This is a genomic window from Actinoplanes oblitus (genome assembly GCF_030252345.1).
In the GTDB taxonomy this organism is placed as follows: domain Bacteria; phylum Actinomycetota; class Actinomycetes; order Mycobacteriales; family Micromonosporaceae; genus Actinoplanes; species Actinoplanes oblitus.
Map to the genome: position 1 here is coordinate 5,158,055 of NZ_CP126980.1, position 26,700 is coordinate 5,184,754.

General features: G+C 72.7%; 25 protein-coding genes. 12 read left to right on the forward strand and 13 right to left on the reverse strand.

What is annotated here, in order from left to right:
• Positions 1–108: 108 nt before the first annotated feature.
• Positions 109–1,773: an FAD-binding dehydrogenase gene (locus Actob_RS23310; RefSeq protein ID WP_284913916.1), complete on the reverse strand. Its 1,665-nt coding sequence runs from the start codon at positions 1,771–1,773 to the stop codon at positions 109–111.
• An 84-nt stretch (positions 1,774–1,857) separates the two neighbouring features.
• On the opposite strand from Actob_RS23310, the gene Actob_RS23315 reads away from it, so the two are divergent.
• The 4 genes from Actob_RS23315 to Actob_RS23330 all read left to right on the forward strand — a co-directional run bounded on the left by Actob_RS23315 (position 1,858) and on the right by Actob_RS23330 (position 6,512).
• Entirely contained in the window at positions 1,858–2,418 is a 561-nt protein-coding gene (locus tag Actob_RS23315) for a TetR/AcrR family transcriptional regulator (protein ID WP_284913917.1), read from the forward strand.
• Between the two features lie 68 nt (positions 2,419–2,486).
• Entirely contained in the window at positions 2,487–3,848 is a 1,362-nt protein-coding gene (locus tag Actob_RS23320; protein ID WP_284913918.1) for an IucA/IucC family protein, read from the forward strand.
• Complete coding sequence (locus tag Actob_RS23325; RefSeq protein ID WP_284913919.1) at positions 3,845–5,383, forward strand: IucA/IucC family protein; 1,539 nt, start codon at positions 3,845–3,847, stop codon at positions 5,381–5,383. Before Actob_RS23320 ends, Actob_RS23325 begins: the two co-directional genes overlap by 4 nt.
• Positions 5,376–6,512, forward strand: a complete 1,137-nt coding sequence (locus Actob_RS23330; RefSeq protein ID WP_284913920.1) for an alanine racemase — start codon at positions 5,376–5,378, stop codon at positions 6,510–6,512. Before Actob_RS23325 ends, Actob_RS23330 begins: the two co-directional genes overlap by 8 nt.
• A gap of 262 nt (positions 6,513–6,774) precedes the next feature.
• On the opposite strand, the gene Actob_RS23335 is transcribed toward Actob_RS23330, so the two are convergent.
• The 3 genes from Actob_RS23335 to Actob_RS23345 form a co-directional block, all read right to left on the reverse strand.
• Complete coding sequence (locus Actob_RS23335) at positions 6,775–7,389, reverse strand: PilZ domain-containing protein (protein ID WP_284913921.1); 615 nt, start codon at positions 7,387–7,389, stop codon at positions 6,775–6,777.
• A gap of 340 nt (positions 7,390–7,729) precedes the next feature.
• Positions 7,730–8,089: a hypothetical protein gene (locus Actob_RS23340; protein WP_284913922.1), complete on the reverse strand. Its 360-nt coding sequence runs from the start codon at positions 8,087–8,089 to the stop codon at positions 7,730–7,732.
• A 307-nt stretch (positions 8,090–8,396) separates the two neighbouring features.
• Entirely contained in the window at positions 8,397–8,777 is a 381-nt protein-coding gene (locus tag Actob_RS23345) for a VOC family protein (RefSeq protein ID WP_284913923.1), read from the reverse strand.
• 169 nt (positions 8,778–8,946) lie between these two features.
• On the opposite strand from Actob_RS23345, the gene Actob_RS23350 reads away from it, so the two are divergent.
• A complete protein-coding gene (locus Actob_RS23350; RefSeq protein ID WP_284913924.1) occupies positions 8,947–10,143 on the forward strand; it encodes an erythromycin esterase family protein in 1,197 nt (398 codons plus the stop codon).
• A gap of 51 nt (positions 10,144–10,194) precedes the next feature.
• Here the strand turns inward: Actob_RS23350 and Actob_RS23355 are convergent, their stop codons facing one another.
• The gene (locus tag Actob_RS23355; protein WP_284913925.1) at positions 10,195–11,079 is read right to left on the reverse strand and encodes a LysR family transcriptional regulator; all 885 of its coding nucleotides are present in this window, start codon (positions 11,077–11,079) and stop codon (positions 10,195–10,197) included.
• 31 nt (positions 11,080–11,110) lie between these two features.
• Between Actob_RS23355 and gabT the strand changes: the two genes are divergently transcribed.
• The 3 genes from gabT (at position 11,111) to Actob_RS23370 (ending at position 14,708) form a co-directional block, all read left to right on the forward strand.
• Positions 11,111–12,478, forward strand: coding sequence for a 4-aminobutyrate--2-oxoglutarate transaminase (gene gabT, locus Actob_RS23360; RefSeq protein WP_407653382.1), 1,368 nt, complete (start codon positions 11,111–11,113; stop codon positions 12,476–12,478).
• Between the two features lie 82 nt (positions 12,479–12,560).
• Positions 12,561–13,943 (forward strand): NAD-dependent succinate-semialdehyde dehydrogenase, encoded by a 1,383-nt coding sequence (locus tag Actob_RS23365; protein WP_284913926.1) that lies wholly within the window; start codon positions 12,561–12,563, stop codon positions 13,941–13,943.
• Positions 13,944–14,090: 147 nt separating this feature from the next.
• Entirely contained in the window at positions 14,091–14,708 is a 618-nt protein-coding gene (locus Actob_RS23370) for a GNAT family N-acetyltransferase (RefSeq protein WP_284913927.1), read from the forward strand.
• Positions 14,709–14,720: 12 nt separating this feature from the next.
• On the opposite strand, the gene Actob_RS23375 is transcribed toward Actob_RS23370, so the two are convergent.
• Together Actob_RS23375 and Actob_RS23380 are read right to left on the reverse strand one after the other, a co-directional pair.
• On the reverse strand, positions 14,721–15,347 hold the full coding sequence (locus tag Actob_RS23375) for a class I SAM-dependent methyltransferase (RefSeq protein ID WP_284913928.1): 627 nt from the start codon (positions 15,345–15,347) through the stop codon (positions 14,721–14,723).
• Between the two features lie 115 nt (positions 15,348–15,462).
• Positions 15,463–15,963: an HAD domain-containing protein gene (locus Actob_RS23380; RefSeq protein WP_328518446.1), complete on the reverse strand. Its 501-nt coding sequence runs from the start codon at positions 15,961–15,963 to the stop codon at positions 15,463–15,465.
• A gap of 113 nt (positions 15,964–16,076) precedes the next feature.
• On the opposite strand from Actob_RS23380, the gene Actob_RS23385 reads away from it, so the two are divergent.
• Complete coding sequence (locus tag Actob_RS23385; protein ID WP_284913930.1) at positions 16,077–16,469, forward strand: hypothetical protein; 393 nt, start codon at positions 16,077–16,079, stop codon at positions 16,467–16,469.
• The gene (uppS, locus tag Actob_RS23390; protein WP_284913931.1) at positions 16,463–17,245 is read left to right on the forward strand and encodes a polyprenyl diphosphate synthase; all 783 of its coding nucleotides are present in this window, start codon (positions 16,463–16,465) and stop codon (positions 17,243–17,245) included. Before Actob_RS23385 ends, uppS begins: the two co-directional genes overlap by 7 nt.
• A gap of 46 nt (positions 17,246–17,291) precedes the next feature.
• Here the strand turns inward: uppS and Actob_RS23395 are convergent, their stop codons facing one another.
• Positions 17,292–18,332, reverse strand: coding sequence for an FAD-dependent monooxygenase (locus tag Actob_RS23395; protein WP_284913932.1), 1,041 nt, complete (start codon positions 18,330–18,332; stop codon positions 17,292–17,294).
• An 84-nt stretch (positions 18,333–18,416) separates the two neighbouring features.
• Here Actob_RS23395 and Actob_RS23400 point away from each other — a divergent pair, with 84 nt between their 5' ends.
• Positions 18,417–18,908 (forward strand): TetR/AcrR family transcriptional regulator, encoded by a 492-nt coding sequence (locus Actob_RS23400; RefSeq protein ID WP_284913933.1) that lies wholly within the window; start codon positions 18,417–18,419, stop codon positions 18,906–18,908.
• Between the two features lie 31 nt (positions 18,909–18,939).
• On the opposite strand, the gene Actob_RS23405 is transcribed toward Actob_RS23400, so the two are convergent.
• Positions 18,940–19,242, reverse strand: coding sequence for a hypothetical protein (locus Actob_RS23405; RefSeq protein WP_284913934.1), 303 nt, complete (start codon positions 19,240–19,242; stop codon positions 18,940–18,942).
• Positions 19,239–20,525 carry a S8 family peptidase gene (locus Actob_RS23410; RefSeq protein WP_284913935.1) on the reverse strand — a complete coding sequence of 429 codons (1,287 nt, stop codon included), beginning with the start codon at positions 20,523–20,525 and terminating at the stop codon, positions 19,239–19,241. The genes Actob_RS23405 and Actob_RS23410 overlap by 4 nt, the downstream gene beginning before the upstream one ends.
• A 285-nt stretch (positions 20,526–20,810) precedes the next feature.
• Here Actob_RS23410 and Actob_RS23415 point away from each other — a divergent pair, with 285 nt between their 5' ends.
• On the forward strand, positions 20,811–21,710 hold the full coding sequence (locus Actob_RS23415; RefSeq protein WP_284913936.1) for a hypothetical protein: 900 nt from the start codon (positions 20,811–20,813) through the stop codon (positions 21,708–21,710).
• Here Actob_RS23415 and Actob_RS23420 read toward each other — a convergent pair.
• From Actob_RS23420 to Actob_RS23430, 3 genes are read right to left on the reverse strand one after another with little or no spacing between them, the layout of a single operon-like run.
• Complete coding sequence (locus Actob_RS23420) at positions 21,703–24,783, reverse strand: helix-turn-helix transcriptional regulator (RefSeq protein WP_284913937.1); 3,081 nt, start codon at positions 24,781–24,783, stop codon at positions 21,703–21,705. The two genes, Actob_RS23415 and Actob_RS23420, sit on opposite strands and share 8 nt — an antisense overlap.
• 12 nt (positions 24,784–24,795) lie before the next feature.
• On the reverse strand, positions 24,796–26,073 hold the full coding sequence (locus Actob_RS23425) for a helix-turn-helix transcriptional regulator (protein ID WP_284913938.1): 1,278 nt from the start codon (positions 26,071–26,073) through the stop codon (positions 24,796–24,798).
• Positions 26,070–26,315, reverse strand: coding sequence for a hypothetical protein (locus Actob_RS23430; protein WP_284913939.1), 246 nt, complete (start codon positions 26,313–26,315; stop codon positions 26,070–26,072). Before Actob_RS23430 ends, Actob_RS23425 begins: the two co-directional genes overlap by 4 nt.
• Between the last annotated feature and the right edge of the window lie 385 nt (positions 26,316–26,700).

The window sequence follows — 26,700 nt, forward strand, 5'->3', positions numbered from 1 at the left end:
GCCGGCGGGGCGAACCCGGCTGACAGCGAGCCGACACCATGCGATCCGCGCGAATTCGACCGTCACCGATGAACCGGCGTGGCCTGCCAGGTGTGTGACCGGGGACGCTCAGAGGGATCGGGCGGCGTGCCGTCCCGCGTTGCGGCCGCTGAACAGGCACCCGCCGAGGAACGTGCCCTCCAGCGCGTTGTAGCCGTGCACCCCGCCCCCGCCGAACCCGGCGACCTCGCCGGCCGCGTAGAGCCCGGGCAGCACCTGGCCGTCCCGGCCGAGCACCCGCGAGTCCAGGTCGGTCTGGATGCCGCCGAGCGTCTTACGGGTCAGGATGTGCAGCTTCACGCCGATCAGCGGCCCGGCGGCCGGGTCCAGGATCCGGTGCGGCGCCGACGTACGCCCGATCCGGTCCCCGATGTACCGCCGCGAGTTGTAGATCCCCTGCACCTGCGCGTCCTTGGTGACCTTGTTCGCCAGCTGCCGGTCCCGCGCCTCGATCTGCCCGCGCACGTGCCCGGCGTCCAGCAGCGGCGTGTCGGTCAGCTTGTTCATGCCGGCGACCAGCTCCTCGATGGTCGGGGCCACCACGAAGTCCGCCCCGTGCCGTTTGAACGCCTCCACCGGCCCGGGCGCGCCCTTGCCCATGATCCGGCCCTTGAGGAACGCCCCGCGGTCCTTCGCGGTGATGTCCGGGTTCTGTTCCGACCCGGACAGCGCGAACTCCTTCTCGATCATCTTCTGGGTGAGGACGAACCACGAGTGGTCGTGCTCGGCCAGCTCCGGCGTGGTCCGCAGGTAGCGCAGCGTGCCGAGGGTGTCGTAGCTCGGGTAGTACGGCTGCGGCAGCCGCCGCCCGAGCGCGTCGAACCACATCGGCGACGGCGCGGACAGGATCCGGATGCCGTGCGCGGGCCAGATCGGGTTCCAGTTGCGGATGCCCTCGGTGTAGTGCCACATCCGGTCGCGGTTGACCAGGCGGGCCCCGGCGTCCTCGGCGATGCCCAGCATCCGCCCGTCCACGTAGGCCGGCACCCCGGTGATCATCGAGGTGGGTGCGGTGCCGAGCCGGGCCGGCCAGTACCGCCGGACGAGGTCGTGGTTGGCTCCGATGCCGCCGGTGGTCACGATCACGGCCTGGGCGCGTACCTCGAAGTCTCTGATCTCGTCGCGGTTGGACGACACACCGCGGGCCGCGTCGTCGTCGGCGAGGACCCGGCCGCGGACCCCGACCACCGCGCCGCCCTCGACGATCAGCTCGTCCACCCGGTGCCGGTGCCGGAACTCCAGCAGGCCCCGCTCGGCGGCCCGGTGCGCGGCGGCGGCGAACGGCTCGACCACGCCGGTGCCGGTGCCCCAGGTGATGTGGAAGCGCGGCACCGAGTTGCCGTGCCCGCCGGCGCGCAGGTCGCCGCGCTCGGCCCAGCCGGCGAACGGCAGCCAGGTCATCCCGAGCCCGGCCAGCCAGGACCGCTTCTCGCCGGCGGCGAACTCGACGTACGCCCGGGCCCACTTGACCGCCCACGCGTCCTCGTCGTCGAGCCGGTCGAAGCCGGCACTGCCGCGCCAGTCGCTCCAGGCCAGCTCGACGCTGTCGGCGATCCGGGCCCGCCGCTGCTCCGGGCTGTCGACGAAGAACAGCCCGCCGAACGACCAGAACGCCTGCCCGCCCAGGTTCGCCGCGTTCTCCTGGTCGATCAGGATCACCCGTTTCCCGGCGCTGGTGATCTCATGAGCGGCGGCCAGGCCGGCCAGCCCCGCGCCCACCACGATGACGTCCACAGCAACTCCCCACGGTGATCCAGACCACTCCGATACACGAATGTATCGGATACACGAATGTATGGAAAGGCTATGCTGAGCGCCATGGTCACCCGCCGACGAGCCGAAACGCGCGGCCGGTTGCTCGACGCCGCCCTGCGAGTCTTCGCCGCCAAGGGCTGGGGCCAGGCCCGGATCGAGGAGATCTGCGACGCCGCCGGCTACACCCGCGGCGCCTTCTACTCCAACTTCGACAGCCTCGACGAGCTGTTCTTCGCCCTCTACGACGAGCGCGCCGACCTGATCGCCGCCCAGGTCACCGACGCCCTCGCGGATCCCGGCCCGGATCTGCACCAGGTCATCGCCCAGGTCGCCGACACCCTGCTGCTCGACCGCGACTGGCTGCTGATCAAGACGGACTTCCTGCTGCGCGCCGCGCGCCATCCCGAGGTCGCCGGCCGGCTCGCCGAGCACCGCGCCAGGCTGCGCACCGCCATCGAGCAGCGCCTGGCCACCATGACCCTGGACATCCCGGACGTGCCGGGCGCCGCCCGGGCGGTGATCGCCGCCTACGACGGGGTGACCGTCCAATTGCTGCTCGACGCCGACACCGACGCCGCCCGGGCCTGGCTGACCCAACTGCTGACCGCCCTGCTCGTGCGCTGACTGTGTCGTCGCTCGCCCCGCGACGCCCTGGAACAGACGCCCCGGGCGGACGACGCGACAATGGTGGGGTGCCGCAGCCGACACCCACCGCCGACCCGGCCCAGACCCGTGCGGATCTCGAAGACATCCGCCCTGACCTGGTCGAACGCTACGACGCGGCACTGCCCGCAGCCCGCGCCGCGATCCTGCGCCGGCTGCGGCTGGCGATCGAGCGCGAGCCGCTGCCCGGCGCCGTCTACGCCGAGCTGGACCCGGTCGAGCTGGCCGCGAAACTCTGGCCCGGCACCGCGTTCGTCACCGAGGTGGCCAACAGCGTCGCCAACCTCGCGCTGGCCCGCGCCGACGCCGTCACGCCGGACCTGACCGAGACCGACCTCGGCCGCATCGAGCAGTTCGAGACCGACGGGCACCCGCTGCACCCGGGCTGCCGCACCCGCGCCGGGATGACCGTCGCCGACGTGCTCGCCTACGCCCCCGAGCACCGCCCGGTGATCCGGCTGCGCCGCCTGCGGGTGCCGGCCGAGCGCTGGCACGGCACCGCCCAGCCGGTCCTCTACGCCCACCCGTGGCAGGCCGCCCGGCTGCGGCAGCAGTACCCGTGGCTGACCGACGTGGGCCCGACCCGCCCGATGCGGCCGCTGATGTCGCTGCGCACGGTCGCCCCGGTCAGCGGCGGCCCGCACCTCAAGACCGCCGTCGACGTGCAGATGACCTCCGCGGTGCGCACCGTCTCCCCGGCCGCCGTGCACAACGGCCCGATCCTCTCGGCAGCCCTGCGGCGACTCACCGCCGACCTGCCGATCGAGGTCCTCGCCGAGACCGAGGCCGGCGCGGTGATCACCGAGCACGGGCCGGACCGGCGGCTGGCCCACCTGGTGCGGCGCGCCCCCCGGCTCGCGGCGGGCGAGCAGGCCGTGCCGCTGGGCGTCTTCACCCACCACTTCCTGCCCACCGTCGACGACCCGTACGCCTGGTTGTCCCAGCTCACCGACCTGCTGTTCGCGCCCCTGGCGACCGTCCTGCGCCGCGGCGTCGCGCTCGAGGCACACGGGCAGAACACCCTCGTCGTGCTCCGCGACCGGCGCCCGGCCCGAATCCTCTACCGCGACCTGGGCGGCGTCCGCGTCCACCGCGAGCTGGGCCTCGACCTGCACGGCGACCTTCTCACCGACGACCCCGCGACGCTGCGCACCAAACTCGCCGCCGCCGCGCTCGGCACCGTCGCGAGCCAGCTCGTCGACGCGTTCGCCGCGCACCACGGCGCCGAACCGGACCGGCTCTGGGCGATCGTCGCGGCCGGGCTGCGGCACGTCCCCGAGCTGCTCACCGAGCCGCTGCCGAGCAAGGCGACCACCGCCATGCGCCTCGCCGCCGACCCGCTCGACGACATCTGGACATACCAGCCCAACCCGATGGCGGTATTCGCATGACCTCCAGCCTCACCACCGGCCGGCTCGCCGCGGCGGCCGCACACACCCAGGCGGCGCTCGCCGTGCACGCACCGGAGCTGGTCAGCGGCTTCCTCGACCACCTGCCGATCGCCGCGGAGACGGTGGGACGGCGGCTGCGCGGCGCCCTCGCCCGGGAGGGCCTGTCCTCGGACCACACGGGCGGGACCCGGCACGCCTTCAACCGTGTCGAATTCGACAGTTCCGGGGTGGCCGACCCGGTCGACCTGCTCACCGCCGACGCGCCGGGATTCGCCGCGGAGATCCGCAACGCGGTGATCAACCTGGCGATCGCCCTCGCCCGGCCCGGCCCGGTCCACCCGGGCGGCGATCCGGACGAGGCGGCGATCGCCGGCGAGCGGCTGGCCATCTCCGGTCACAACCTGCACCCCTGCGGGCGTACCCGGCTGGGCTGGGACACCTGCGACGTCCTCGCTCACGACCTGGAATCCGGACGAACCGAGATCCGATTCATCGCGGTCCGCGATGACGCGCACCTGGGCGACGATCTGGGCGCTCTATATCCCGGCATTCCGGACGCCGGCTACCGCGCACAACCCGTCCACGCCTGGCAACTCGGTCTGATCACGCAGCGCTACCGCGACCTGTTCACCGACGGCACCTTGCGACACCTCGACGGCGCACTCGACGCCGTCCCCACCGCCGCCCTGCGCACCCTGCTGCTGCCGCCCGCCGCCGACGGCACCCGCCGCTACCTCAAGGTCTCCCTCGACATCCAGGTCACCTCCACCCGCCGCAGCATCTCGGTGGCCAGCACCCGCAACGGGCCCGCCGTCTCCGCCCTGCTCCACCGCCTCGCCGCCGACGAGCCATCGCTGCTGCTGATGGCCGAGACCGCCGGCGCCGCGGTTCCCGCCGGCTCCGGCCGTGACCTGTCCGCCATCCTGCGCGACGGCCTCACCGGCCGCCTGCAGCCCGGCGAGGAGGCCATCCCCGGCAGCGCCCTCCCGCACCGCCTGCCCGACCTGGTGCGCCGGCACGGCGGCGGCCCCGCACGCTGGCTCACCGACTACGCGCGGCTACTGCTCCCACCGCTGCTGCGCCTGGCCGTCCACGGCGTCGCCCTCGAAGCCCACCTGCAGAACTGCCTGCCCACCTTCAAGGACGGCCACCCGCATCGGCTCGCCCTGCGCGACTTCGCCGGCCTGCGCCTGCACCTGCCCCGCCTCGCCGCCGCCGGCCACCAGGTCGACCTGTGGCCCGGCTCCGTCGTCGGCACCGACGACCCGGCGATCATGCGGGCCAAGCTCGGCTACACCGCCTTCCAGGCCCACCTCGGCGAGATCGTCCTGCACCTCGACCTCGACGAGCCGGCCGCCTGGCGCCTGATCCGCGACGTCGTCGACGACACCTACGCCGCCCTGACCTCGGCCGAGGCGCGCGCCGACCACGCCTGGCTCACCGCGCCGACCGTCCCGCACAAGGCCCTGGTCCGGATGCGCCTGGCCGGCGACGGCGACCTCTACCTGCCGGTGGAGAACCCGCTGCATGCCTGAGCTGCCCGCGCACGTCGCCGACGCGCTGCGCCACCTGCCCGCGCCCGCCTGCGCCTACCTCTACGACACCGCCGCGCTGCGCGCCCAGGCTGATCACTTGCGCTCCGCTCTGCCACCGTCGACAACCCTTCTGTACGCCGTGAAAGCCAACGGCCACCCCCAGGTCGTGCGCACCCTCGCCGACGCCTGCGACGGTCTCGAAGTCGCCTCGGGCGGCGAACTCGACCTCGCCGTCCGCGCCGGCGCCCGCCGCGTCGTCTTCGGCGGCCCCGCCAAGACCGACACCGAACTCGCCGCCGCCGTCCGCGCCGGCGCCCTGCTCAACGTCGAGAGCCGCCACGAACTCGACCGCCTCGCCGGCCTCGGCCTGCGCGCCGACATCTGCCTGCGGATCAACCGCGCCACCGTCGGCGTCACCGGCAGCCACGCCATGACCGGCACGCCCACCCCGTTCGGCATCGACGAGAACCAGCTCCCCGCCGTCCTCGCCTCGATACCCACCGGCCTGAACGTGATCGGCTTCCACCTGCACGCCGTCTCCAACAACCTGGACGGCGCCGCGCACGCCGCCTTTCTCGATGACGCCCTCGACTGGTCGGTGAAAACCGCTTCCCGGTACGCCCTGACCCTGCGCGTGGTCAACGCCGGTGGCGGCCTCGGCGTCGACTACACCTCCCCCGCCACCATCGACCTCACCCCGCTGTCCCGGGTCACCGTCCCGGCCGGCGTCGAGCTCATCCTGGAACCGGGCCGCTACCTGGCCGCCGACGCCGGCTACTACGCCGCCGAGGTCCTCGACCTGAAGACCACCCACGGGCGCACCTTCGCCGTGCTGCGCGGCGGCACCCACCACTTCCGGCTCCCCGCCGCCTGGGGCTACAGCCACCCCTTCACGATCCTGCCGGTCGACACCTGGGACCGCCCCTACCCCCGGCCCGCCGTCACCGACACCCCGGTCGACGCGGTCGGCGAACTGTGCACCCCACGCGACGTCCTCACCCGCGGCCAGCACGTCGCGCGGTTGCGGGCCGGCGACCGCCTGGTCTTTCGCCGCACCGGCGCCTACGCCTGGGACATCTCGCACCACGACTTCCTGCGCCACCCACCCCCGGACTTCCTCATCCTCTGAACTCGCCGTCCCGCCACTTCGGCCGGGCGCTGCTCGGCTTGCGAAACGAGACCGTCCGCACCCTGGTGGTGGAGCTGAGCGGCAGCCCGCAGCCGGTCCGCTCGGCTCCGCGCGGGCTCACCTCGCCGAGGCCGAGCCCGCCGGTGCGCGCGCAGGAGGCCGGATCCGGACACGGCATGTCTGCCACCGGCCGTCACGCCGGCGAGAATCAGGTCCGCACACCCGCCGCGATCCGGGCAGCCGGCACCATCCGGCACCGGAGTCACTGGCTCTTCTGGAAGGCGTCGAGCCGGGCCCGGGTCTCGGCGTCCACGTCCACGAAGAGCAGGCGGACATCGCCGGGTTCGTCGCTGCCGCGCACTTGACAGTTGAAGTCCGCGGGGCCGTCCGGCAGCAACACTTCGACGGCGACCAACTGGCCGGGGGCCAGCCCGTCAACCAGGTCGATCAACGCTTCCTCGCCCAGATCGTCGACGTCGAGATCGACGATGACGCGTGCCCCGCCCAGGGACAGGTCGATCGCCAGGCCCGGGAACATCTGACCCGATGGCAGGATCAGCACGACCGGCACCTGCACCGAGACGCGCCGGGAACGTCGCCGGTCGACGGCGCCCACGGTCGTGTCCACCCGCATGTACACGCCGGGCAGGCCGCCGGCAGGCGGGGGCACCACCGTGCCCACGACGCTGAAGCCGGCGCCGTTCTGCGTCCAGAGCAGCGCCACGTCGACACCGATCATGGCGAACCCGGTGAGGCTCAGCCGGAGCGTGCCGTCACTTTCCCGGGAGACCCGGCAGCTCCGGGCCGGGCCACCGCCGAGCGACGCGCTGGCGGTCGGGGCGGTCCACGGCTGTGGTTCCTCGGTGGGCTTGACCATCGTTGTCGGATCTTTCTGGGCGTACCGTGCGCGGTCCGGTCGAATCCTCTTCACAGCGACAGTACCGTCGCGAGCGGCACTTCAGGTGCAGGTCAGTACGGCAGGCCGGGCCGGGTGCGACGACAGCCGATCGGGTTGACCCGGCGGGCGGATTTCGACGGCGGGGCCGCACGGCGTGCTCGAAGAAACACGGCGCCGGCGGCTAGAAGCGATGCCACGATCGCGGCTTTACCACCTTCGGGGCCGGCAGCACACGACACCCGTGCGGCGCGGGCCATCTGGCACCGCGATCGACCGGTCAGCCCGGCATCGCGATCTCCAGGAATGATGGGACTGCAGTTCACCTGCCAGTTCGCCGGGAGCCGGGCCGCTGGCCGCGACGACCGGGTCCCGAACTGCGGGGCCGGCCCGGCTGATCGGCCGGGCCGTCGACCGCACCGGGGCTGGAGAACGACACCGAGGGCGCCGCGGGCCGGGATGACGTCGGCGGCGGCCATTGCGACGCCGTGATCTGCGCTCCGGTGACGGGCGGCGGAGGGGAAATCTGGTCGAGCAAGCGCTGCGCCAGAGTGGCGTCGATCTCGAGGTCAGCGCTGATGCGCACATCGGCGGCGATCGCCAGGTCCACGACGTCGTCGCTGGTGAACGCATCGGCTCCGAGAGTGCTCAGCCGCCGTGCGAACTCCTGCAAATTGATCATCTGCAACCTTATCCTCGAATTGCTAATGATCTACCGTAACCCTCACTTCGGTCGGACCCTCCTGCGCCCACCCGAGGGGGCGGGCGTACGGCTCCGGGACGGACTCCGTGAGAGGCTCCGGTGGCGATTCCCGGCGCCGGAGACAGGGATCGGCGCGCGGGTCTCGACGGAGGTCCATAGCGCGACCTTAGGCCCAGCCGTCGATCGACGACGTCGTTGCCCACTCGCTAATCACCTCCCGCGCATAGCCGCAAGTCGCGCGTCTCGGACCGGCACGGCGGCCGGGACCGCCCCTCCCCTGCCCTGGTCAGCGCTGGGCGAACTCCGTCAAGGACAAGATGTTGCCATCCGGATCCCGGAACCAGGCGATGCGGTCGCCTCCGGGCGTCGTCCACACGCCGGCGCCGTCCTGCTCCATACCGTCATAGCGCAGGAACGTGACGCCCACACCACTGAGCCCGGCCACCACCGCGTCGATGTCCGCGACCTCCCAGCCGAACACGGTGAACGGCTGCGGTCGCAGCTGATCGGTCTTGGTGACCCGCAGCGTCGTCGCCCCGACCCGGACGACGCAGGCGAACGACGTGACCTCGTCGACAGCGAGACCGAGCGTGCCGGCGAAGAACCGCCGCGACCGGTCGAGGTCAGTCGACGGAAGGAACGCGATGGGTGAGGCGGAACCGAGCATCGATCCTCCGGAGGCGGCGCGGTCGACGGCGGCACTCAAGGCTATCCCCGACGGTGTGAGGTCCGGCATGGCCTGCCGCACTCCCTCTAAAGCATCCTAGGACTCTAGGAGCCTTGGGTCGGGCCGCTAGGGTAGCGATCTTTCCTGGGACCGGCCACAAGGGAGTGTCATGTTCGACCTCGAGCGGGTGCGGCAGCTGGTCGGCGACGCACAGGTCGTCGGGATCGGCGAGTCCGCGCACAATGTCCGGGAGTATCAGCAGGTCAGGCACCATCTCGCCCGATTCCTGGTGGAGCGGATGGGCTTCGGCGTGCTGGCCCTGGAGTCGGGCTTCAGCGAGGGTCTCCTGGTCGACCGCTGGATTCGTGACGGATCCGGCGACCTCGCGGAGGTCGCGGATCAAGGCCTGACGTACGGGTTCGGCAGCGCCGTGGCGACGCGGGACCTGCTCGCCTGGCTGCGCGAGCACAACGCCGGCGGCGGTGACGTCGGCTTCGCCGGCCTCGACCTGCCCGCCGACCTCGGCTCCCCGCTGCCGGCGCTGGACGGCGTGGCGCACTACCTCGCCGAGGTCGACCCGGCGGCGCGACAAACCTTGGAGCACCTTCGGACGTACGCGTTGCGCTGGGCCAGTCCGTACACGATGGCCGCGTTCCGCGCCTATCAGGCGGTTCCGGCCGCCGACCGGGACGCGCAGACGCTCCTGCTGTCCGAGTTGGCCACCCGCGTCGACGCCCTGCGCCCGCTGTACGAGCGGCGCGGCGGCGCACCCGGCTACGCCACCGCCCGCCACCAGCTGCGCCTCGCCGTGCTGCTCGACCAGATGCTGCGTGCCCAGCTCGCCGCCGCGAACGGATCCGGGATCCACGCCGCAGTCAACGTGCGCGACGCCGCGATGGCGGAGACCGTACGGCACCTGCTCCGGGACGGCCGGCGGATCGTCGTCTCGGCCGCCAACACACACCTGCAGCGGATTCCGATCATGCTGGGCGGGACCTTCGAGGTGCCGGTCATGGGCAGTCACCTGGCGGCCGAGCTCGGCGGGGCGTACCTGTCGATCGCGGTCACGGCCGTCGGTGGCCGCACCCCGACCCGGCGCCCGGCTCCGGGCACCGAGCGCGGCGCGGAGGTCCTGACCGTCGATCTGGCGCCGCCCGCCCCGGGCAGCGTCGAAGCGTTCCTCACCGACCCGGCGTCGCCGCGGGTCACCGGTCCCGGGTCCCCGGACGGCCCGTGGCTCGCCGACCTGCGGCCGCTGCGCGGCGCGCCCGGCGGCCCGCGGCGCTTCCGCAACCTCGACGGCTACGTCGATCTGCCGGTGGCCGACGCCTTCGACCTGGTCGCCCTGGTCCCCCACCTGGCCTGACGTCACCGCCCGCCGGCGTCGCGCACCGGCCGGCCGCGCCCGGCCACACCGTCAGCCGGCCGAGGCGTCGTAGCGGTCGCGGACGAACCCGCCGAGCCGCTCCGCGAACGACTCCAGCGTGGGTGCGGCCGCGTGCCGGGAGTCCCAGACCGCCGCCAGCCGGATGCTCAGCCGCCGGCCACCGACGTCGACCGCCAGCGGCACCAGCCCGAACCGGGGATCGTCCGAGGCCACCGCGATGCCCCGGCCGGCCGCGGCGAGGGCCTGCGCCACCGTCCCGTTGGCCGCCTCGATCGACGACGAGTACGACGCCCCGGCCGCGGTCACCGCCGCCTCCAGCGACTGTCGCGCGGTGGACGTGACCGGCTGCACGATCAGCGTCGACGTCAGCAACTCGGCGAGCGGGATCTCGCCCCGCCCGGCCCACGGGTGCTCGGCGTCGACGTACGCCCACACCGGCAGCACCGCGAGTGGCAGCGACCGGTACGGATCAGGCGCCCGCACCGTCCCGATGGCCAGGTCGGCGCCCAGCCGCAGCGTCTCCACCGGCGACAGCCCGTCGGCGCCGAGCACGTCGGCCGTCGGATCCTCCGGCGCCAGGGTCGCGATGAACGGCGACACCACGTCGGTGAGCGTCACCGTCGGTGCCCCGATGGTCAGCCGTTCGAGCCGGCCGGACGCCGCGACCATGGCCGCCACCCGCAGCGCGTCCACCCGCCCGAGCACGTCCCGGGCCAGCGGCAGCAGCGCCCGCCCGGTCATCGACAGGTCCAGCCGCCGCCCGGACCTGTCGAACAACGGCACCCCGAGATCGCGTTCCAGCACGCGCAGCTGCCGGGAGAGCGCCGGCTGGGTCAGGTGCAGCCGGACCGCCGCCGCGCTCACGGTGCCCGCCTCGGCGGTCGCGACGAAGTACCGCAGCAGCCGCAGCTCCATGTATGCCTCCCGAGCATGGGTCACAGGCCCAATGGGAACTGGACGAGCATACGCAGTGCTGAAGAGACTGCACGGTGTGAGCCTCGAACAGAAACGCCGGCTGGTCACCGAGCTGCCCGGCCCCCGGTCCCAGGAACTGATGGAACGCAAGCTGGCCGCGGTGGCCGGTGGCGTCGGCACCACCATGCCGGTGTTCGCGGCGCGCGCCGGCGGCGGCATCGTGCTCGACGTCGACGGCAACCAGCTGATCGATCTCGGTTCCGGAATCGCCGTCACCACCGTCGGCGCCACCGCGCCACGGGTGGTCGCGGCGGTCACCGAGCAGGTCAGCGCGTTCACCCACACCTGTTTCATGGTCACCCCCTACGACGGGTACGTGGCGGTGGCCGAGGCGCTGAACCGGGTCACGCCCGGCGGCCACGAGAAGCGCAGCGTGCTGTTCAACTCCGGTGCCGAGGCGGTGGAGAACGCTGTCAAGATCGCTCGGGCGTACACCGGGCGCAACGCGGTGGTGGTCTTCGATCACGCGTACCACGGGCGGACGAACCTGACCATGGCGATGACCGCGAAGAGCATGCCGTACAAGCATGGTTTCGGCCCGTTCGCGCCAGAGGTCTACCGCGCGCCGCTGTCCTACCCGTTCCGTGACGGCGGCCTCGACGGCCGGGTGGCGGCGGCCCGCGCCATCGACCAGATCGAGAAGCAGATCGGCGCGGACACCCTCGCCGCCCTGGTCATCGAGCCGATCCAGGGTGAGGGTGGCTTCATCGAACCGGCCCCCGGTTTCCTGCCGGCGCTGGCCGCCTGGTGCCGGGCCAACGGCGTGGTGTTCGTGGCCGACGAGGTGCAGACCGGCTTCGCCCGCACCGGCCACATGTTCGCCTGCGACAGCGAGGGCGTCGTCCCCGACCTGATCGTCACCGCCAAGGGCATCGCCGGCGGCCTGCCGCTGTCCGCGGTGACCGGCCGCGCCGAGATCATGAACGCGCCGCACTCCGGTGGGCTCGGCGGCACCTACGGCGGCAACCCGCTCGCCTGCGCCGCCGCCCTGGCCGCCATCGAGACGATCGAGGCGGACGGCCTCACCGCCCGCGCCCGGGAGATCGAAACCCTGGTCAAGACCCGCCTGCACAAGATCCAGGCGGCGGACGGCCGGCTGGGCGACGTGCGCGGCCGCGGCGCGATGCTCGCCGTGGAGCTCGTGCGGGACGGCTCCGGTGAGCCGGATCCGCGCTTGGCGCGCGACATTTCCCGGTACGCCCACCAGCGCGGCGTGATCGTCCTGACCTGCGGGACCTACGGGAACGTGCTGCGCTTCCTGCCGCCGCTGTCGATCTCGGACGAGCTGCTCGACGACGCTTTCGACGTGCTGGCCGCCGCCTTCGAGGAAACCCGATGAGCGGGCCGGTCGCCACCGCTGTCGCACCGGCCATCGCCACCGCGCGGGCCGCCACCTTCGCCACCGCTGTCGAGGAGATCTGATGGGCACCATCGTCGTTGCCGACCCAGCGACCCTGGCCGCCGTGGCCGAGGTGCCCGACCAGGGTGTCGCAGACGCGCGGGCGGCCGTGGACGCGGCGCACGCGGCGTTCCCGGCGTGGTCCCGCACCGCCCCGCGGCACCGGTCGGAAATCCTGCACCGGGCCTTCGAGCTGATGCTGCGCGACCGCGCGGAGCTGGCCGAGCTGATCTCCCGGGAGAACGGCAAGTCGCTGACCGACGCGGCCGGCGAGGTGACGTACGCCGCGGAGTTCTTCCGCTGGTTCGCCGAGGAGGCGGTCCGCCCCGGTGGCGAATACGGCGAGGCGCCGGCCGGTGGCGCCCGCACCCTGGTCACGCACCGCCCGGTCGGGGTGGCCGCCCTGGTCACACCGTGGAACTTCCCCGCCGCGATGATCACCCGCAAGGTGGGCCCGGCGCTGGCCGCGGGCTGCACGGCGGTGCTCAAACCGGCCGCCGAGACCCCGCTCACCGCACTCGCCATCGCCGCGTTGCTCACCGAGGCCGGCCTGCCCGACGGCGTGGTCACCGTGGTGACGACCTCGGACGCGTCCTCGGTCGTCGGCGCCTGGCTGGCGGACCAGCGGGTCCGGAAGATCTCGTTCACCGGCTCCACCGCCGTCGGCCGGGTGCTGCTGCGCCACGCCGCCGACCGGGTGGTGAACTCGTCGATGGAGCTGGGCGGCAACGCCCCGTTCATCGTGGCCGACGACGCCGACCTGGACGCCGCGGTGGCCGGAGCGATGATCGCCAAGTTCCGCAACGGCGGACAGGCCTGCACCGCGGCGAACCGGTTCTACGTGCACGCGTCGGTGGCCGACGAGTTCGTGGCCCGCTTCGGCGCGGCGGTGGAGAAGCTGACAGTGGGTGCCGCCGCGGACGGCGCCGACATCGGCCCGCTGATCAGTGCGCAGGCCCTGCGCCGGGTGACCCGCGCCGTCGACGGGGCCGTCGCGGCCGGCGCCCGCATCGCCCACCAGGCCGCCACGCCGTCGCTGCCGGGTCACTTCTACCCGCCGACGGTGCTGGTCGACGTGGCACCGGACGCCGAGATCCTGCAGGACGAGATCTTCGGCCCGGTCGCACCCATCGTGACCTGGACCGACGAGTCCGCGATGCTCGACCTGGTCAACGCGACCGAATACGGCCTCGCCGGCTACGTGTTCTCCGGTGACCTGGCCCGCGCGATCCGACTGGGCGAAGCCGTCGAGGCCGGCATGGTCGGCGTCAACCGCGGCCTGGTGTCCGACCCGTCCGCCCCGTTCGGTGGGGTGAAGCAGAGCGGCCTGGGCCGGGAGGGCGCCCGGGACGGGCTGCGCGAGTTCCAGGAGACCCACTACCTGAGCGTTGCCTGGCCGGCCTGACGCCGTACCGAAAATCCGAGGCGGTCCGGTCCCCAGCGGACCGGGTCGCCTCGCCCCACCCGCACCCGCCACCGCGACGGCCCGCACCGGCTTTTGGCCATCCGGAATCTGATCGCGGTAGCGCGACGGGTGTGTTTGGGTGACGGCATGGGCCAACCGACGTTGCGAACCGACCGGCTGCTGCTCGTGCCGCTGACCGACCGGCACTTCGAGCTGGAGGTGGAACTCGACGCCGATGCCGAGGTGCTGAAATACATCTGGGGCCGGGCGCGGACCCGCGACGAGGTGGTCGCCTCGCACGCGGAGCGGATGGCGCTGGCCGCCAAGGTGGACGGGCTCGGCTACTGGATGGCCTTCGGCTCCGGCGGCGGGCGGCGTGATTCGGTGGCGCCGGAAACCGAGGTCGAGGGCGAGTTCGTCGGCCTCATGATGCTGCCGCCGGCGCACGGCGAGGACCAGCCCGACGATCCCACCGTTGCCGAGCTGGGCTACCGGCTGGCCCGCCGCTACTGGCGGCAGGGCCTGGCCAGCGAGGCGTCGCGGGCGTTGCTGCGGCACGCCTTCGACACCGTGGGGCAGTCCCGGGTGATCGCGCAGACGATGGCCGTCAACATCGGCTCGCGCGGCGTGATGGAGAGCGTCGGCATGCGCTACGTGCGCACCTTCCACCCGGTCTGGGACGATCCGCTGCCCGGCTCGGAAGCCGGCGAGGTCGAATACGAGATGACCCGCTCGATGTGGGAGTCGCGCCGCGGAACTCTCTAAGGCGCCCCCGCGTCAGTGAAGCGGCCGGCGTGCCCAGAAGAGTTGGTGCCCGCTGTCCCCTTCCGGCACGAACCGTTCCGACTCGATGTGCAGGCCGGCCTGGATGATCCACTCACGATAGGTGGCCGCGTCGGCGTGGCTCCACCACATCGGGACGGTGCCGCCGAGCCATCGGTTCTGGGTACCGGTCCACTCCTGGGCCCCGGTCGTGGCCAGGAGGATCCCGCCGGGACGTAGCCAGCCGGCGATGCGCTGAAGCAGGCGCGGTTGTGCTTCCAGCGGCATGTGGATCAGTGCGTACAGGCAGACGACCGCGTCGAACGAGTCGCCGGGGAACTCGACTCGGGTGGCGTCGGCCTGCACGAACGTGGCTTGCGGCACCAGCCGACGGGCGCGGTCGATCTGGACTGCGCTGAGGTCCACGCCGGTCACCTGGTGACCGTGGCCGGCGACCGCCTTGGCGACCGGGATGCCGCAGCCGCAGCCGAGGTCCAACACGCTCGCCCGGGCCGGAAGCCGCCGCTGCAGGTCGTCGAGCCAGGGCGCGTATTCGGCCGGGGCGTCGTCGTCGCCACGGTAACGCTGGGACAGGTCATCGTAGCCGCGTCGGACGAGCTCGGCGGGATCGGACACGTTCACGCGGCCATCCTGACCCATCGGCACCCGATCCACGAGCGACTTTCCCTCCGATCCGAGCGCTGGTGCCGGGCCATGGACCTCGCCACCGCCGGGTGAGCACCGCCGCCGGCGCCGATCACACGGTTTCGAGCCACCGGCGAACCTCGGAGAAGTCCGCTTCGCTCAAACCCGCATACGGATCGACCCGATGCACCAGCGCCCGCCCCGGGTGATTAGCCATCACCCACCGCCGATCGGCATCGGTCGTCTCGTCGTCGAGCCAGACGAACGGGCGGCCGGCGGCCCACCGCGTCAAGAAGACGGTCTTCCAATGCAGACCGCCAGCCACGTCCTCGTCCTCGTCCTCGTCCGGCCATTCGACCACGGGCAGTTCCGGCAGCCCCAACCGCGGCGAGACGACCTCGTTGGCCTGTGCCATCCAGGTCGTTGCCCAGACCAACTGACCCCCGAGCGCCAGAAGCCTCCGGCCGTCCTCCGGGTCGAGTCGATCCAGCAACGGATTGCCCCGGTCCGCCGCTGGCTCGCCGGACGCGCCACCGGCTCGTCGAACGGCCCGGGCCTTGAACGGGATCAGCGGCCCATCGACATCGACAAAGATCAGGACAACGCCCGGCATCACGCCCGGACCGTATCGCAGCGTCATCGGCGAAGGCGTCGGGGTGCCCCGGTAAGTGGATCACTGCCTGGATGGTGTTCTGGGGCGTCGACTCGGTCAGACTGGTGTCGCCGTTGACCATCGACGAGGCGCGACGCCGTCTGGCCGTCAGCATCGACCGTCCCCGGTCTGTTCTCGATCTTCGAAGCGGCGGAATCCGCGGCATCTTCGAAGATGACGAGCTGGACGTCGACGCCCCCGATCCGACGACCCGCGATCCGTTCCGGCGCGCGCTGCGTGCTCGCCTCCTCCCGCACGGCGAGGGCTGCCGGCTCGTCGGGCTGATCGGGCCGCCGCCGTGGGCGCAGGCTCTCGGCCTGTTCCTGTTCAACCGTCGTCCGGGAGCATTCGAGACCCCACTGTCCGCACGACACCGGGCGGGGTGTGAGCGCTGTGCCGGTCTTGTGAAGGTGTTGTGTTCATCGGCGGCCAGACTCGCCGGGCGTGGTGGGATCCGGAAATGCTGAGGTCTCTCAAAGCCGCCGCCTACACCCTGTACGCCCGCCGCCTCCGCACGCGACTCGCGGGTGCCGCCCTCCCCCGCCACGTCGCGATGGTGATGGACGGCAACCGCCGCTGGGCCCGCCAGATGGGTTTCGACGACCCGCGGATCGGTCACCGGTACGGCGCCGAGCATCTGGACGAGGTGCTCGGCTGGTGCTGGGCTGCCGGCATCCGGCACGTCACCGTCTTCGTGGCGTCGGTCGACAACGTGACCAAGCGCGACCCCGGCGAGGTCGACAACCTGATGCGCATGATCGAGCAGGTTGTCGCCACCCGTCTGGCCCGGGCCGACAGCCGCTGGCAGGTCCACCTGGCCGGCCGTCTCGACGTGTTGCCGGACTCCACGCGGCACGCCCTCAAGCTGGCCGAGGAGGCGACGCGCGACAACGGCGCCGAGTTCCACGTCGCTGTCGCCATCGGATACGACGGGCGCGACGAGATCGTCAGCGCTCTCCGCTCCCTGCTGGAGGCCGAGGCCCGGGCCGGCCGCACCGTCGACGACATCGCCCAGCGGCTCACCGCCGACCGCATCGCCGAACACCTTTACACCCATGGCCAGCCCGATCCTGACCTGGTCATCCGCACCAGCGGTGAACATCGCATGTCGGGCTTCCTCCTCTGGCAGGCGGCTTACTCGGAGCTGCATTTCTGCGACGTCTACTGGCCCGGTTTCCGCGAGGTCGACTTCCTTCGCGCTCTCCGCTCCTACGCCGCGCGCCACCGTCGTTTCGGCGCCTGACCGGTCGGCGGGAGCCGGCCACCCGCGGATCGGCCACCGGCCCGGGTCAGCCGCCGAAGGTGCTGACGGCCTGGCGGCCCAGGTGCTGGTTGTCAGTGACGTAGGGGCGTAGCTCCTTCTCGTATCGCGTGAAGGCGGCGGCGTGGTCACTCCCGGCCTCGGCCAGGCAGCGAGCCAGGGTGGCGGCGGCGACCAGGGCCTGGGAGGTGCCCATGCCGCTGGTCGGGGCGGCGCAATAGCCGGCGTCGCCCAGCAGGGCGACGCGACCGGTCGACCAGGAGTCCAGGTGGACCTGGCAGGTCGAGGCGAAGTAGAAGTCGGACGCCGCGGTCATCGCGGCCAGCAGGCGTGGCGTCTGCGGCCAGGGGTGATCGGCGAAGGCCGCGCGGACGGCGGCCTCCTGGGCGGCGCGGTCGGCCCGGTCCAACTCCGCGGTGGCGGTCGCGAAGGAGAGGCTCACCGTCATCGCGGCGGGGTCGTCCGCGGAGAACGCGTAGACCGCGCGCCCGGGAGCGGGCTGGAGCAGGCCCTGGTGGTCGAGGGCGAGGAGGTTGCCGGTGGTGAAGCCGGCACCCGACATGCCGAGATGCTCGATCGGGTCGGTGCCGGGAAAGGCCAGGCGGCGGACCGCCGAGTGGACGCCGTCGGCGCCGAAGACCAGGTCGAAGTCGCGGGTCGGTGCGCTCTCGAAGGCGACGGTGACCCGGTCGTCGTGCTGCTCCAGGGCGGTGACGGTGTCGTCGAAGAGGAACTCGGCGTCGACCACGCGGTGCAGGATGCGGGTCAACGCGCGCTTGGGCACCTCGAGGTCACCGGCGAACGTGGACGCCGGCAGCTCGCCGGTGACCGAACCGTCGGGCGCGAGCATGGTGACGCCGCGCATCCGGGTCTCGTGGCTGCGGACCTCATCGAGGATGCCGATCTCGGCGAGCACGTCGAGAGCGGGACCACGGAAGTCCACCGCGTAGCCACTGTCGCGTGGGCCGGGGGCGCGCTCGACGACTGTCACCCGCGCACCGGCGCGACGCAGGAACCAGGCGAGGGCGGGGCCGGCGACGCTCGCGCCGGAAATCAGGACGTCGGTCATGGCGACGACCGTAGCGAAGATTTATCCATCCGGTCAATCCATTTGGATAAACCGCGTGGTTAAGATGGCGGGTATGATCGAGCCGTGGGAAACCGAGAAGCACTCCTCGCCGGAGCGAAGCGATGTCTGACCGAGCGCGGCTGGGCGCGCACGACCGTGCGGGACATCGCGTTCGCGTCGGGGGTCAATCACGCCGCGATCGGCTATCACTTCGGGTCGCGCGAGTCGCTGCTGGTCCAGGCCCTGATCGAGGCGGTGGAGGAGCTGAGCGCCACGGTCGCCGAGCGAGCGGTGGAGGGGTCGGTGGAGGAGCGCTGGCAGGCGCTGATCGACACGTTCGGCACCCACCGGCCCCTCTGGATCGCGCAGCTGGAGGCGGCGGTGCAGGCGGAGCACTCCCCCGAGCTGCGCGAGCATCTGGCCCGGGCCCAGCAACAGGGCCGGGAGGGCATGGGTGGTTCGGTGCCGCTGGCGATGCTGACCGGGCTGATGCTGCAGTGGCTGGTCGACCCGGAGCGGGCCCCGACCGGTGCGCAGGTGGCCGATGAGCTGCGCCGCCAGGCGGCCGAGGCCTGACCCGGCGGGCCGGCCACCCGGTCGAGTGCGGTCAGATCACCTGTCGCGGTTCGTCCAAGAGAATCTTGCGTACGTCCGGCCGCGCCGCAACCGCGAGGACCTGGTCCCGGGTGAGCGTGGCCAGCACCGCGTTCGTCAGTGTCAACCCCCGTGCCCCGGCCACCCCGAGCTCGTTCAGGTGCGCGAAAACGCCGGCCTGCGCGTCGTTGACCCGCTCGGCGAGCCCGCCCAGCCCGGCCTCCCCGGCCGGCACGGCGTGCAGCTCGATGACGACCGGCACCCCGCGGTCCCCGTCCTGCCGGAGGATCGCGGGGTCCACCTTGTCGGCGCTCACGCGGCCTTGCCCAGGATCGGCAGCATCGCGGCGAAGGCGTTCACCAGGCCGTACCCGGTCTCGTTCGGTCCGTACGAGAGGCGTTCCGCGGTGTCCTCGAGGAGCTTCTTGACCACCATCGGCCGGATGCCCGGGTTCTGCTCGATCACCAGTGCGGCGACGGCGGCCACGTGCGGCGTCGCCATCGACGTGCCGTTGAACGAGGCGAACCCGCCGCCGAGCACCGACGAGACGATGTCCGCGCCGGGACCGGCCAGGTCCGGTTTGGTGAGCCGGATCGGGCTGGCCGGACCGACCCGTCCGCTGCCCGGGCCGATGCTGGAGAACGACGCCAGTTGCTTCGCCTTGTCCACCGCTCCCACGGTGACGACCCGGCGGGCCGCGCCGGGGTGCCGGATGTTCAGCTGCCCGGTGCCGGCCCCCGCGGTGCCCTCGTTGCCGGCCGCGACCACCACTGTCACGCCCAGCCGGGACGCGTTGTCGGCCGCCTGGCAGAGGATGCAGTCCGCGTCGTCGCAGACCCACCCGTGGAAGATCTCGCTCCAGCCCAGGCTCAGGCTGGCCACCTGCGCGTTGCGGCGGACCGCCTGTTCCAGACCGTCGATCACGCCGGCCGGGGTGCCCATCCCGGCCGCTGTCAGCACCTTGATGTTGATCAGGTCGGCCTGCCAGGCCACGCCGCGGTACACCGCGTCGTTGCTGGCGATGGTGCCGGCGCAGTGGGTGCCGTGGTCGCCGGGCACGGTGACCGGCTCGCCGGCCGTGCTGAACTCGTCGACCACCTTGCCGGTCAGCGCCGGGTGGGTGCCGTCGATGCCGGTGTCGAGCACGGCCACCCGCACTCCGGACCCCGCGGTCCGGAACTCCTCCCACGCCTCGCGGGCCTCGATCACCGCGACACTCTGGTTCATCGTCGTCACCTTGTCGAGGCGTTCCAGGCGGATCAGCTTCACCTCGTCGAGCTGCGCGACCTGCTCGATCTGCGCCGGGGTGAGCTCGGCGGTGACCGCGTTGGTCAGCGTGTGGCCCCGGGCGGACGCTCCGAGCCCGTCGAGCCGATCGATGATCGGCTGCTGGCTGACCTGCGCCCGCAGTTGCAGCTGCTCCAGCCCGGCCGGGCCGCCGTGGCTCTCCGGCGCGGACAGCGTCTCGTGGTGGGAGATGGTGACGTGGAACTTCTGCCCCTCGGTGACCTCGCCCGCGGCGATCCCGCGGTCCCGGGCCCGGGCGGTCTCCGCACCGATCGCCTCGACCAGCCGCGGCTCGAACTTGTCCATCGACATGACGGTTGTCCTTCCCCTTCGTGTAACGAAGCCCCCTCTGCCAGGACCAGCCGGGACCAGTGCCAGTGACAGGGCCCCACTGTCAGGAACGGTCGGGAACTGCCGGGAACAAGCCAGGGCCAGCGCCCACTGCCAGGAGAAGCCGGGGACAGCGCCCCTCTGCCAGCAAGAGAGACCCGGCCGACCGCGGCAGATACATCCGGAGGTGTCGCTGATCTGGCAGCGACACCGCCTACATCCAGCGTTAGCCTCAGCACGCTCAGTGAGGACTTTGGAGGTTCCGTCATGGACGCTCTGGCCGGCCGCCTGGCCGCCGAGACCGACATCCGCACCCTGCAGATGAGCCAGTACCTGGGATACCTCGACCAGCCGCCGGACACCCCGGCGTACGGCCTGCAACCCGACGGCCGGTTCCACCTCGGCGACCTGCGCGTCGACCTGGCCGCCGGCGAGTCGCTCGGTGAGGTCGGCTTCCAGAACTGCGTGCCGGCCGCGCTGGCCCTGCTCGCCCAGTCCTGGTATGCCGCGGCGAAGGAGCAGTACACCCCCACCCTGGAGGACACCCTCAAGATCTACGAGAGGGTGTCGCCGTTCCGCCGCGACCCGGGCCACGGCCACGACCACCAGCTGACCGTTTCCGGACGTCGCAAGGCGCAGAACGACTTCGGCGCCAGCCTGTTGCTGGCTCTGAAGCTGTGGGTGAACCAGGAGCGGCCGCTGGCCGGCCTGCTGCCCGACGCCAGGGCGTTCCTGGAGATCGAGCCGCGCAACCTGGACCAGGTGCGCGAGGCGGTGCTGCGCTTCGGCGGCGTGCTGCTCGGCCTGGCCCTGCCCCAGTCGATCAGGGACGGCAAGGGTGTGCCGCGCGACGCCTGGTACGTGCCCGGGTACGGCCCGGTCTACGACGCCACGCCGGGCAGCCTGTCCAGCCACTGTGTCGCGATCACCGGGTACTCGTCGCGGGAGTTCTACTGCCTCAGTGCCGGGCGGGTGCGCCGGCTGTCGCCGGAGTTCCTGCTCACCTACGCCGAGGAGGCGTACACGGTGGTGCAGCCGTCGACGCTGGAGACCAACCCGCCGTTGCGCGAGCGGATCACCCAGGACCTGTTCGAGCTGCGTACCTCGGACCGGCCGGGCGCCATGCCGGCGTTCAACCACCGCTGGCGCGGCGGCAACATCATGTAGTGTCCCCGCGCCGGATCAGCGCGGCCTCCCAGCGGTTCGTCGCGCCCAGCTTGGCCAGGATGTTGGAGACGTGCACGCTGACCGTCTTCTCCGCGATCTCCAGGCTGCGCGCGATCCGTCCGTTGGTGTAGCCGAGCGCGATCAGGTCGAGGACCTGCACCTCCCGCGGAGTGAGCCCCCAGTCCGAGTCATGATCAGCGGACGGCGAAGAGGAGGCCGCCTGAGAAGAGGCCCGAGAAGAGGAGGCCGCCTGAGAGGAAGCCCGAGAGGAAGCCCCTTGAAGGGAGGCCGGCTGAGCGGAGGCCGCCCGAGTTGAGGCCGACTGGGCGGAGGCCGGCTGGGCGGAACCCTGCTGACCGGAGACCTGCCGCAGCGAGATCCCGGCCAGCTCCGCCATCGCCTCCAGCTCACGGATGAGCCGCCGGGCCCCGAGTCCGGCGGCCAGCCCTGCCGCGGAGACCAGTTCCCGGTGCAGCGCCGCGGTCGCCCCGCGCCGCAGCAGGCAGGCGGCCAGCCGCAGCCGGGCCTGCGCCTCCGGGTACGGATGCCCCAGCTCCGCCCAGGTCCGCGCCACCTCGACCCAGGCCTCCTCCTGCGGCTCGCCCCGGATCCGCCGCAGTTCCGCGCCGGCCACCCGGTACAGCGCCTCGGCCACCGGCAGGGCCCGCCCACCGGTCGGCGCCCGCAGCGCCGCCATGCTCGCGTCGGCCCGCTCGGCGAGCCGGGCCGACCAGTCCAGCCAGCGTTCCCGGGTGGCGTGCCGGGCCACCGCCTCGCCGGCCGCCTGCAACCCGCAGACCGCCAGCCGCAGCGCCGGGAACACCCCTTCGCCGTCGCCCAGTTTGGCCAGTCCCTCGTCGACGGCCCGGCGCGCCGCCCGCCAGTTCCCGTCGGCGATCTCCAGGGCGCCGAGCGCGGCGTACACGTGCCCGACGAAGTCCTGGTCGGTCTTGCCGGCCGAGCTGCTCATCACCCGGTCCAGGATGTCCCGGGCGGCGTCCCGCTCGTCGCGCGCCACGAACACCTCGGCCCGTACGTACTGCAGGTAGAGCGGCAGGTCGTCGGCCGCCTCGTCGGGCAGCACCTCGCCGATCAGCTTCTCGATCTCGTCCCACCGTCCCAGGTCGAGCAGGATGTCGGCGGCGTTGCCGACCAGCACGGTCCCGGTCGTCATCCGCATCCCGAAGCCGGCCGCCAGGTCGCAGCCGCGCCGGGCCAGGTCGAGTCCCTCGTCGAGCCGGTTCAGCATCTGCAGGCAGTAGGACAGGTTCGTGTACGCCCGCAGGATGTTCTCCTTGCTGTCCGTGCTCTCGGCCAGCGCCAGCCCCTCCCACAGCTGCTCGACGCCGCCCTCCCGCTCCCCCAGCAGGAACCGCACCGTCCCGAGCGTGACCAGCAGGTACCCCCGCTCGACCGGCGCCGTGGCGACCTGCAGGGCGGCGGACCCCTCGGCCAGCGCCTGCCGGTAGTGCCCGCTGAGCATCAGCACCCGGGCGAAGGTGGCTCCGGCCCGGGCCTGCAGCGGCGACCGCGGCACCCCGTCCAGCAGGGCGATCGCGTGGCGCGCCGAGTCGACGGCGCCGGGCGTGTCGTGGGCCCGCCAGCGCAGCCGGGCCAGGTGCTCGTGCAGCCCGGCGAGCACCTGCGGGTCCCCGTCGACGCCGACCACCTGGATCGCCTCGCCGGTCAGCTCGACCGCCCGCTGCGGGTCGCCGGCGTAGTCGAGCACCTCGGCGGCCTCGTCGAGCAGCCGCGGGTAGGTGGTCTCGCAGAGCTTGAACGCGTCCGGGACCCGCCGCCACAGCTCCAGGACCCGGCCGTACTGGCGGCGGGCCTCGGCGTAGGCGTGCACCATCGCCGCCGACCGGGCCGCTCGCAGCGTCCAGAACAGCGCGTCGTCGTCCTTGCGGCCGTGGAACCAGTGGTGGGCCAGCTCGGCCTGCACCACCGGCGACGCGTCGGGCCCGGCCGACACCGCGAGGGCGGCGGCGACCGCCCGGTGCAGTCCGGCGCGTTCGCCGGGCAGCAGGTCCTGGTAGAACGTCTCGGCGGTGAGCGAATGGCGCAGCTGGTAACTGCCCTCCGTGGTACGGACGAGAACCTGCCTGGCCACCGCGTCGCGCAATCCGGACCGCAGTGCCGGACCGGGCAGTCCGCTGGCGGCCTCGAGCAGTGCCCCGGAGACCGGGCGGCCGGCGGCCGCGACCACGCCGACCACCTGCTGACCGTCCTCGGACAGCCCGTCGACCCGCATCATCAGCAGGTCGCGCAGGTGGTCGGGGACCGGGCCGCCCGGGTTGCGCTGCTCGGCGGCGAGGATCTCCTGGGCCAGGAAGGCGTTGCCACCGGACCGCTCGTGCACCTTGGCGATCACCGTGTCGGAGAACGCGCCGCCCGAGGCGCGCAGGAAGACACCCAGCTCGTCCCGGTCGAACCGGTTCAGCTGCAGGTAGCTGGTGGTCCGGCCGCGGATCAGCTCGCCGATCACCACCCGGTGCCGGGAGTCCTCGTCCAGCTCGTCGGTGCGGAACGTGCCGGCCAGCAGCACCGGGGTGTGCCGCAGGTTGCGGCTCAGGAACAGCAGCAGGTCCAGCGAGGAGGTGTCCGCCCAGTGCAGGTCCTCCAGCAGCAGCACCAGCGGGCGCTGGGCGGCGAGCCGGCCGAGCAGCTCCAGGAAGAGCGAGAACAGGTGTGCCCGGGCCAGCTGCCCGCCCTCGCGCGGGTGACCCGAGTCGGTCAGCGCGGGGATGAGCGCGGACAGCGCGGCCTGGCCGCCGCCGGCGCCCTCGACCAGCGCCGCCACGCCGACCTCGGCCTCGACCGCGTGCATCGCGGCCAGCCACGGGCTGTAGGGCAGCTCGCCGGCGCCGACCGAGACGCAGGCGCCGCGCGCGACCAGCAGGTCCTGCCCGGCGCACCGCGACTCGAACTCGTCCAGCAGCCGGGTCTTGCCGACGCCCGCCTCGCCCGCGACCAGCACCGTCCGCGGATCACCGCGGGCGGCGTCGTCCAGCGCCTCGGCGAGAGCGGCCAGTTCGGCCGCGCGCCCCACGAAGCCTTTCCAGGCTGCCATACACAGCAGTATTTACTTCCCGGCCAGCTCCGGGAAGACGTGCGCCAGCTGGGCGCGGCTGGTGACCCCGAGTTTGCGGAACACCTTGCCGAGGTGGAACTCGACGGTCTTCGGGCTCAGGAACAGCCGCGCGGCCGCCTCCCGGGTGGACACCCCGGTCGCGACGACCCCGGCCACCTGGTATTCCGCGGGGGTCAGCCCGGTCGGGGCACGCCCGGTGCGGGTCTCGCCGGTCCCGGTCAGCTCGCGTTCCGCGCGCTGCGCCCACGGGACCGCGTGCAGCCGGGTGAAGCCGTCGCGCGCGGTCCGCAGCTGGTTGCGGGCCGCCCGGCGGTCACCGTCGCGGCGCAGCCTCTCCCCGTACGACAGGTGCACCCGCGCGTTGTCGAACGGCAGGTCCATCGTGGCGTGCAGCCGGGCGGCCCGGGCGAAGCAGTCGTTCGCGCCGTCCCGGGCGGTCAGTCCGAGCACCCGCCAGGCGTTCGCCGCGATCGGCGCCGGCGCCGAGCCGGTCAGCCCGCGCAGCGTGTACAGGTCCTCGGCGCTGAGCTCACGATCCCGGATCAGCCGGGACTCCAGCAGGTCCGGAAGGAACTCCGCGGCGATGTCGGCGTTTCCGCCGACCGCACCGGGCCGTCGCGCGGCCAGGTCGGCGAGCAGTGCGAGCCCAGCACTGACCGGATCCGCTTTCCCCGGTACGCCGGTCGCCGGCTCCCCGCCCCGGGTCGGTACGCCCGACCCGCCGTGCAGCACGCTCAGCAGCAGCCGGGTGTGGTGAGCCCGCGCCGCCACCTCGTCGTTCTCGGTCAGCTGGGCCAGGGCGAGCGCCTGCTCCGCCTCCCGGGAGGCGGCCGCCAGGTTGCCGGCCCGGGCCAGCGCCCAGCTGCGCAGCGCGAGGACGGCCGGGAGCCGGAAGATCACCCCGCTGGCCCACAGCTGCTCCGCCGTGGCCGCCAACTCCCGCTCGGCCGCCAGGTACCGGCCGCGGGCCATCTCGCGCCGGGCCGCCGCGACCGTCTCGTCGACCCGCACGGTCGCCAGCGGGGTCGGCTCGCCGGTCGCGGCGGCGCGGCGCAGCAGCTCGGCCGCCCGTCCCGGCTCCCCCGCGAGCTGCGCGTCGGCGGCCGCCAGGGTGAGCAGCCGGCGCCGCCCGGCCGGTGCCAGGCCGGCCGCCAGTTCCAGGGCGGCGGCCGCGGCGGCGTGCCCGGTCGCGCCCCTGGCCAGGGTGGACAGCTGTTCCAGGACCTCGACGGTGGTGCGTTCGCGGTCCGTCAGCGCCGGCTCGCTCATCGCGCGCCACCGAAGTGAGTGGCGATCACCCGCCGCGCCCAGGCCATCCGGCGGACCGCGTACTCCGGCACCTCCCCGTAGCAGGCCGCCACCTCCGCCGCACAGCCACGGGATCCATGGCACGACCGCACCATGGCCCGGACCACCGCCTCCACCTGCTCCCGCCCCGGCTGTGAGCCGGTGGCCAGCGCACTCACGAACAGCGCATCGGTACGAGCCACGCTCAGCATCGTCGCGGACATCCTCTGCTCCCCCCACCGTTCCCCGGTTTCCGGAACAGACTCGGGCGCGCGGGCCGTCGTACGTTAGGAAGGTCGTCTTAGCCGTGACCCGGACGCCTACCTAGGCCACCGGTCCGGCCTCCCTAGACCGATCGGCCGGGCGGCCTCGGCCGCCGACCGCCACGACTGTCCTGTTTCGGACGCTGACAGCGAGTCGATAGCGGATCGAGAGTCGTTGTCGCGACGATACTGGCACCGGTCGGGGTCGACGCCCCAAGCTCTGGCCCCGTCCGGCCTTCCCGGGATGGGACGATGACGGGCCTGTCGTGGGCGGGCCCGTCATGGCCGCGCCGCCTGTCCAACTGATCGATGCCGGTCAGTACCCCGGATTCGACTGGCGCCCTAG